Source organism: Streptomyces sp. CO7, assembly GCF_053474865.1.
This window is the reverse complement of record NZ_JBRIOU010000004.1, coordinates 806343-814443: the sequence shown is the minus strand read 5'-3', so window position 1 is coordinate 814443 and position 8101 is coordinate 806343. Positions and strand designations below refer to the sequence as shown.

At 72.9% G+C, this 8101-nt stretch carries 5 protein-coding genes and 1 pseudogene; 5 read left to right on the top strand and 1 reads right to left on the bottom strand.

The window, feature by feature from the left end; all coding sequences use genetic code 11:
• A pseudogene (locus tag ACOV8S_RS16510) lies at positions 1-284 on the top strand (hypothetical protein); the annotation flags it as partial.
• A gap of 132 nt (positions 285-416) precedes the next feature.
• Positions 417-1571, top strand: coding sequence for a PP2C family protein-serine/threonine phosphatase (locus tag ACOV8S_RS16505; protein ID WP_448318563.1), 1155 nt, complete (start codon positions 417-419; stop codon positions 1569-1571).
• Positions 1572-1747: 176 nt separating this feature from the next.
• On the opposite strand, the gene ACOV8S_RS16500 is transcribed toward ACOV8S_RS16505, so the two are convergent.
• A complete protein-coding gene (locus ACOV8S_RS16500) occupies positions 1748-3094 on the bottom strand; it encodes an APC family permease (RefSeq protein ID WP_448318562.1) in 1347 nt (448 codons plus the stop codon).
• A 401-nt stretch (positions 3095-3495) separates the two neighbouring features.
• On the opposite strand from ACOV8S_RS16500, the gene ACOV8S_RS16495 reads away from it, so the two are divergent.
• The 3 genes from ACOV8S_RS16495 to ACOV8S_RS16485 form a co-directional block, all read left to right on the top strand.
• Positions 3496-4767 carry an amidohydrolase gene (locus tag ACOV8S_RS16495; RefSeq protein WP_448318889.1) on the top strand — a complete coding sequence of 424 codons (1272 nt, stop codon included), beginning with the start codon at positions 3496-3498 and terminating at the stop codon, positions 4765-4767.
• 349 nt (positions 4768-5116) lie between these two features.
• A complete protein-coding gene (locus tag ACOV8S_RS16490; RefSeq protein WP_448318561.1) occupies positions 5117-6148 on the top strand; it encodes a BMP family lipoprotein in 1032 nt (343 codons plus the stop codon).
• Positions 6149-6394: 246 nt separating this feature from the next.
• A partial coding sequence (locus ACOV8S_RS16485; protein WP_448318560.1) for an ABC transporter ATP-binding protein occupies positions 6395-8101 on the top strand: 1707 nt, incomplete at its 3' end.

Sequence of the window (8101 nt, the reverse complement as noted above, 5' to 3'; positions counted from 1 at the left end):
GGATAGCGGTGGAGAGCGGACTCTCGGTGGTGCGGCCGGATCTGCCGCTGGAGCTGATCGCCCGGCGGGGTCCCACAGCCCGCACCGTCCTCAGTTTTCCCTCCACGGTGCTCCACACCCTGCCGCCCGCGCTCGCCGGGACCGGGGCGCGGGTGACGGCCTGTGACATCGACCCCTCGTGGATCACCCAGCGGGCCTCGCCCCGCGCCCACGGCTTCCTCAGTGGCGTCACCCTCGCCGCCCGCGACGTCCACCGTCTCACCATGGGGTCGGCCTCCGTCTGAGCGGTGTCCGGCGCCTGCCCGTGGTCGCCGGGCGGACCGGCTCCGGCGGCGCGACGAGACGCGGTCTCCCCGGTCGGCCCAGTGATGCCCGTGGTGCGCGGGGGAAGGAGCACTGGGACCGAGGGAGGCCGGATGGAGCACGAGCGGCTCAGGCTGGACGAATTTCTGACGGCGGCGGAGGCCGCCGCGCCGGGGGAGTCCGTGGACGTGATCGCGCGCAATCTGCGCGACCGGTTCGGCGCGGTGGCCGTGTCGTTCCTGTTCGTCGACGTCATCGGCCTGAGGATGGTGCGGATGTGCGAGGACACCGCGACGGGCCAGAGCCGCGGTGTCGAGCAGATCCCGCTGGTCGGCAGCGTCTACGACGAGGTGCTGCGCACCCAGCGGCTGACACGGCTACCGGACGGAGGGTCGGGACAGCGGGTGATCGCGCCCGTCACCAACCGGGGCGACGCGATCGGCGTACTGGAACTGACCCTGCCCCGCGCGGACGACGACGTGCTGGAGCAGATCGGGCAGGCCGCGCACGCGCTGGCCTACATCGTCGTCACCGACCGCCGCTTCACCGACATCTACCACTGGAGCCGGCGCACCACCCGGGTGAGTCTCGCCTCCGAGATCCAGTACCAGCTCCTGCCCTCGGCGAACTGCTGCGAGGCTGCCCAGTTCACCCTCGCCGCGGACATGGTTCCCGCCGACAGCATCGGCGGCGACACCTACGACTACTCCCTCGACCGCGACACCCTGCACCTGTCCGTCACCGACGCCATGGGCCACGACGTCGACTCGGCCCTGCTGGCCACCATCCTGGTCAACGCCTCCCGCGGCGCCCGTCGCGCCGGTCGTGACCTGGCCGAACAGGCCCGGCTGGTCCACCAGGCCATGCTCGACCACGGCCGGGGCACCCTGGCCACCGGCCAACTGCTGCGCGTCTCCCTGGACGGCAGCGGCGCCCGTCTGGTCAACGCCGGCCACCCATGGCCGCTGCGTCTGCGGGACGGCCGGGTGGAGGAGGTACGCCTCGCGGTCGACCTGCCCTTCGGCGTCGCCTCCGCCACCCACCGCGTCCAGGAGCTCGACCTGCGTCCCGGCGACCGCCTCGTGCTCCACACCGACGGCATGCAGGAACGCTGCGCGGCGGAGGTGGACCTGCGGGCCCTCGTCCGGGACACCGCCCGGCAGCACCCCCGCGAAGCGGTGCGGGCCCTGACCGCCGCCGTCACCGATGTCTGCGAGGGCACCCCCGAGGACGACGCCACCCTTCTGATCCTGGACTGGCACGGCTGATCCCGGCGCGGGCCCCCGGGGCCCTCCGGCCAACCAGGTGCGGTGCCCCCGTAGTGGCAGAAGTGCGGCCCGGCCCCGCCCCGGACGGGGCCCGGTGGCGCGGGCCGCGGCGGCGGGGAGGGGCCGGGCCGCGATCACGGCGGCCCGGTGGGGCCGAGGCCCCCGGGACGGTGAGGTCAGGCGGTGGACGCGGCGCGGCGGCGGCGGACCGCGGCGAGGGCCGCGAGGGCGAGGCCCACGCCGAGGACGATCGCGCCCCGCGCCCACACCTCCGCCTCGACCTGCGTCGCGAGCAGCACGCACGAGGCGACGCCCAGCACCGGGACCACGGACGGCGCCCGGAAGTGGCCCACGGACGACTCGCCCTCCGGGTCCCGCCGCCGCAGCACCAGCACCGCCGTGTTGACGACCAGGAAGACGATCAGGAGCAGCAGCACCAGCGTGGAGGCCAGCGTCTCCACGCTGCCGGTGACGGCGAGCAGTATCGACAGCGCCGTCGTCGCGGCGATGGCGGCCCACGGCGTCCGCCGCTCGGGCAGGACCCGCGCCAGCACCGACGGCAGCAGCCCGTCACGGGCCATGCCGTAGGTCAGGCGGGAGGACATGATCCCGGTCAGCAGCGCCCCGTTCGCCACCGCGACCAGCGCGATCGCGCCGAACAGCCACCCGGGCACGCCGCCCGCCGCCTCGACGACCTCCAGCAGAGGCCCGCTGGACCCGGACAGCCGCTCGGTGGGGACCGCGGCCGAGGCGACCACGCCGACCAGCACGTACACCAGGCCCGCCGTGAGCAGCGCGCCGAACAGGGCCCGGGGGAAGGAGCGCCGCGGGTTCGCCGTCTCCTCGGCGACGTTGGCGGAGGTCTCGAAGCCGACGAAGGAGTAGTACGACAGGACCGCGCCGCTCAGCAGCGCACCCGCCGCCCCGTGCTCGGCGGTGCCGAGGCGGGTCAGCCGGGAGGGGTCGCCGTCGCCGCGCAGCAGCAGCCACGCGCCGAGCCCGACGACCAGCAGCAGACCGCCCACCTCGATCACCGTGGCGGCCACGTTGCCCGCCGTGGACTCCTTGATGCCGCGCGCGTTCACCAGCGCGAGGAGCAGCAGGAACCCGATCGCCACCGGCGCCACCGGCAGGGTCACGAACTCGGCGAGGTAGTCGCCGGCGAAGCCGCGGGCCAGCGCGCCGACCGAGACGATGCCGGCGGCCAGCATGCAGAACCCGGTGACGAACCCGACGAACGGCCCGTAGGCCCGGTTGGCGTAGTGCGAGGCGCCACCCGCACGGGGGTACTTCGTGGCCAGTTCCGCGTAGGAGGCCGCGGTCAGCAGGGCGAGACCCAGCGCCAGCAGCAGAGGGGCCCACACCGCGCCCCCGGAGTCGGCGGCGATCTCGCCGACCAGCACGTACACGCCGGCGCCGAGGACGTCGCCGAGGATGAAGAAGTAGAGCAGCGGGGTGGTGAGCGCCCGCTTCAGCGGGGTGTCCGCCGAGGCGGCGGGCTGCGGTGGGGTGACAGTGGCCATGCCCCCGCGTGTCCCCCGAACCGCGTCCCGCACGCCTGACGGGGCGACGGATGCGTCCCGATGGGCGGACCGCGACGGCGTGATTTCGGCCATGCGTGGTAACCGTGGAGCAAGGCCCACCGCGCCGGGACGTCCGGACGGAGCGGCTTCTCGGGGTACACCGGAAAAACGGTCGAGCATACCCACAGGAGGAGTCGCGCAACCGTCGGGCGGCCCTGTTTTCGTCCCCCGGCGGGCTGATCTTTTGCCGATCGACGGGCGCGAAGCCGCCCCGCAGCCCTACCCTGCAGAGGGTGAACCAGTTGAAGTCCAGAGAGTCCGAGGCCGACCCGGCGGACACCGCCGCGGACGCCGTCGCCGCCGCCGGTGAGGCCGCCGTCGCCGCGGCCGAGGGCGCCCGGGTGGCGCAGGCCGCCGTGACCGTCGCCGAGGCGGCGCTGCCCGGAGCCGCGCTGCCGGGCACGCTCCCCGACGACCTGCGCGCCGAACTGATCGCCTTCCGCCGTGACATCCACATGCACCCGGAGCTCGGCAACCAGGAGTTCCGCACCACCAAGGCGATCAAGACCCGCCTGGAGCGGGCCGGCCTGCGGCCGCGGGTGCTCGCGAGCGGCACCGGACTCGTCTGCGACATCGGCGTGGAGGGGACGACCGCCGCCTACGAGGGCACGTCCGCCCCCGTCGAGGCGGGCCTGCGCGGCATGCTCGCGCTGCGCGCCGACATCGACGCGCTGCCCATCCCGGACATGAAGACGGACTGCGCCTACCGCTCCACCGTCCCCGACCGCGCCCACGCCTGCGGCCACGACGTGCACACCACGGTCGTGCTCGGCGCCGGCCTGGTGCTGGCCGAGCTGCACCGCCAGGGGCGCCTGCCGCGCCCGGTGCGGCTGCTGTTCCAGCCGGCCGAGGAGGTCATGCCCGGCGGCGCGCTCGGCGCGATCGCCGACGGCGTGCTGGAGGGCGTCGGCCGGATCGTCGCGGTGCACTGCGACCCGAAGGTGGAGGCCGGCCGGATCGGTCTGCGCACGGGCGCGATCACCTCGGCCTGCGACCGGCTGGAGGTCGCCCTGGACGGCCCCGGCGGCCACACCGCCCGCCCGCACCTGACCACCGACCTGGTGACGGCCGCCGCGCGCATCGCGGTGGACGTGCCGGCCGTGGTCGCCCGCCGGGTGGACGCCCGCAGCGGCCTGTCGGTCACCTGGGGCCGCATCGAGTCCGGCCACGCGCCCAACGTCATCCCGCAGCGCGCCGAGCTGTCGGGCACGGTCCGCTGCCTGGACCTGGCCTCCTGGCGCGAGGCGGCCGACCTGGTGCACGCCGCGGTCGACGAGATCGCCGCCCTGCACCGCGCCAAGTCGGAGATCACCTACGTGCGGGGCGTCCCGCCGGTGGTGAACGACCCGGACGTCACCGACCTGCTGTGGGACGCCATGACGGCGCGCCGCGGCGCGGAGTCGGTGGAGGGCACCGAGCAGAGCCTGGGCGGCGAGGACTTCTCCTGGTACCTGGAGGAGGTCCCCGGTGCGATGGCCCGCCTGGGCGTGCGCACCCCCGGCGACCGCCTGGTGCGCGACCTGCACCAGGGCGACTTCGACGTCGACGAGTACGCGATCACGGTCGGCGTGGAACTGTTCACCGCGGCCGCCCTCCTGGACGCCGGCCGCTGACCGCCCGCCCGTCCCCGGCGCCCCGCCGCGCCGGGGACGAGGCCGGACCGATCCGGCGCCTCACCGCCGGAGGCGGCCGGCCGGCTCCTCCGTCCGTTACCTCCGGGAACCTGCCATTCCTGTTACTGCCCCGTAACCCTCGGGTGACCGATTTGGACCGACCTCGGCACGGTTCGATAACAGCCGCGCAAGTGAAGTTCCCCTGGGGTTCTACGCGCGTTACTGTCGCAGCGGTTTCGCCATGGGAGCGGGCCGGCAAGGCGGAGCGGGCCGGAGACGGTGCCGTGAGTTCGAAGGGGTGCTTGCAGTGCGTCTCATTTCTCGTAGGAACAGGATCACCCGCGCAGCGGTGACCGTCGCTGTCGTGGCGCTGGCCGCCGCCGGTTGCGGCGAGAGCAGCAAGTCCGCCTCCACGGGCGGTGACAAGGAGTCGGGCAAGTACTCCGGCAAGGGCATCGGCCTGGCCTACGACATCGGCGGCGAGGGCGACCAGTCCTTCAACGACGCCGCGCACTCCGGCTTCCTGAAGGCCGACAAGGACTTCGGCATCGGCGGCAAGACCTTCGAGCCGGCCGACGGCGAGGGCGACGCGGACAAGGTCCAGCGCCTGGAGTCGATGGCCAAGCAGGGTTACAACCCGATCATCGGCGTGGGCTTCGTCTACGGCCCGGCGATCAAGGAGGTCGCGGCCAAGTACCCCGACACGACCTTCGGCATCATCGACGACGCGTCCGTCGAGGCCAAGAACGTCGCCTCCATGGTCTTCAGCGAGGAGCAGGCCTCCTACCTGGCCGGCGTCGCCGCCGCCAAGGCCTCCAAGAGCCACACCGTCGGCTTCATCGGCGGCGTGGACATCCCGCTGATCCACAAGTTCGGCGCGGGCTTCGAGCAGGGCGCCAAGGCCGCCGACCCGAAGGTCAAGGTCATCAAGAAGATCCTGACCTCCACCCCGCAGGAGGGCGGTTTCTCCAGCCCCGACAAGGGCCGTGAGGCCGCCAACGGCCAGATCGAGCAGGGCGCCGACGTGGTGTACCACGCCGCCGGCCTCTCCGGTCAGGGCGTGATCTCCGAGGCCGCCAAGAACAAGGTGTGGGCCATCGGCGTCGACTCCGACCAGTACGCGCAGGACGCGCTGAAGGAGTACAAGGACTACATCCTCGGCTCCGCCACCAAGAACGTCGGCGGCGCGGTCTACGAGCTCGCCAAGTCCGTCCACGAGGGCAAGCCGCTGAGCGGCACCATCCGCGGCGACCTGAAGACCGAGGGCGTCGGCTTCTCCGACACCAACCCGAAGTACCAGGCCATGACCGAGGTCGTGGAGGCCGTGAACAAGGCCAAGCAGGACATCATCGACGGCAAGGTCACCGTCAAGACCTCCTGACCCCAGGGATGCCGTGCGCTGCGCCCCTCGCCCCCGGTGAGGGGCGCAGCGCTGTCACCCCGCGCCGGGCTGCGGCCGGGCGCCGGTCCGGTCCTCGGCCCGGGCTGACTCCGGGAGGGTGTTCCATCGCACCCCCGGATCGTTTCTCCGAAACATCTACGCGCGTTACTCTGGCGCGCGACATCAAACGCGGTAAGCCTCCTCTGCAGTACGGGTATCGGGAGGCATGGCCAAAAGAGCGCTGCAATGGCAGCGTTACGGCCACGGAACGGACAGGCGGGCGGCCCATCGGCCCCCGGCTCCGGGCCGTGGCCACCCGGAACGGCAGGGGCGCCGGGCGCAGCTCGCGGCGGACGCCCTTCTCCCCCAGGTTTTCTTAGAGGAGTGTGCGCCATCGACGCGTCCAGCAGCCCTCCGCAGACCGAGCGGGCCACCGCGGTCGAGCTGGCGGGCATCACCAAGCGGTTCCCCGGCGTCGTCGCCAACCACGACATCCGGCTCCGCGTCCAGGAGGGCACCGTCCACGCCCTCGTCGGCGAGAACGGGGCCGGCAAGTCGACCCTGATGAAGATCCTCTACGGCATGCAGAAGCCGGACGAGGGGACCATCACGGTCGGCGGCGAGCAGGTGAGCTTCTCCTCGCCCGCCGACGCCATCGCCCGCGGCATCGGCATGGTGCACCAGCACTTCATGCTGGCCGACAACCTCACCGTGCTCGAGAACGTGGTGCTGGGCAGCGAGAAGCTGCACGGCATCGGCGGCGCGGCCCGTCGCCGCATCGTGGAGATCTCCGAGCGCTACGGCCTGGGCGTCCGCCCCGACGCGCTGGTGGAGGACCTCGGCGTCGCGGACCGCCAGCGGGTGGAGATCCTCAAGGTCCTCTACCGCGGCGCGCGCATCCTCATCCTCGACGAGCCGACCGCCGTGCTGGTCCCGCAGGAGGTCGACGCGCTCTTCGACAACCTGCGCGAGCTCACCTCCGAGGGCCTGTCGGTCATCTTCATCTCGCACAAGCTGGGCGAGGTCCTCTCGGTCGCCGACGACATCACGGTGATCCGCCGCGGCACCACGGTCGGCACCGCCGACCCGAGGCGGACGACGCCGCGCAAGCTCGCCGAGATGATGGTCGGCAGCGAGCTGCCCACCCCGGAGACCGCCGAGTCCACCGTCACGGACCACCCGGTCCTGACCGTCGACAGCCTCCGCCTGGAGGCCGAGGGCGGCCGCGCCGTCCTGGACGACATCGGCTTCACCATCCACGCGGGCGAGGTCCTGGGCATCGCCGGCGTCGAGGGCAACGGCCAGACCGAGCTGATCGAGGCCCTGATCGGCCTCGCGCACGCCGACTCCGGAACGATCACCCTGGACGGCGAGGAGATCACCTCCTGGGCCACCCGCCGCCGCCGCGAGTCCGGCATCGGCTACATCCCCGAGGACCGCCACCGCCACGGCCTGCTGCTGGACTCCCCGCTGTGGGAGAACCGCATCCTGGGCCACGTCACCGAGAAGCCCAACGCCAACGGCTTCTGGCTGAACCTCAAGGGCGCGCAGGCCGACACCCGCCGCATCGTCGAGCAGTACGACGTGCGCACCCCCGGCATCGACGTCACCGCCGGCTCGCTCTCCGGCGGCAACCAGCAGAAGCTGATCGTCGGCCGCGAGATGAGCCACGCCCCGCGCTTCCTGATCGCCGCCCACCCCACCCGCGGTGTGGACGTCGGCGCGCAGGCCGCGATCTGGGACGTCATCCGCGAGGCGCGCCGCGAAGGCCTCGCGGTGCTGCTGATCTCCGCCGACCTGGACGAGCTGATCGGCCTGTCGGACACCCTGCGCGTGATCTACAACGGCCGCCTGGTCGCCGACGCCGACCCCGCCTCCGTCACCCCGGAGGAGCTGGGCTCCGCGATGACCGGCGCGGCCTCGGGCCACCTGGAACACACGGAGCCCGCGGAC

What these genes read in the sequence shown, in the direction of transcription:
- ACOV8S_RS16505 (WP_448318563.1), top strand. Translation starts at nt 417, where the DNA reads ATGGAGCACGAGCGGCTCAGGCTGGACGAATTTCTGACGGCGGCGGAG.
- ACOV8S_RS16500 (WP_448318562.1), bottom strand. Translation starts at nt 3,094, where the DNA reads ATGGCCACTGTCACCCCACCGCAGCCCGCCGCCTCGGCGGACACCCCG.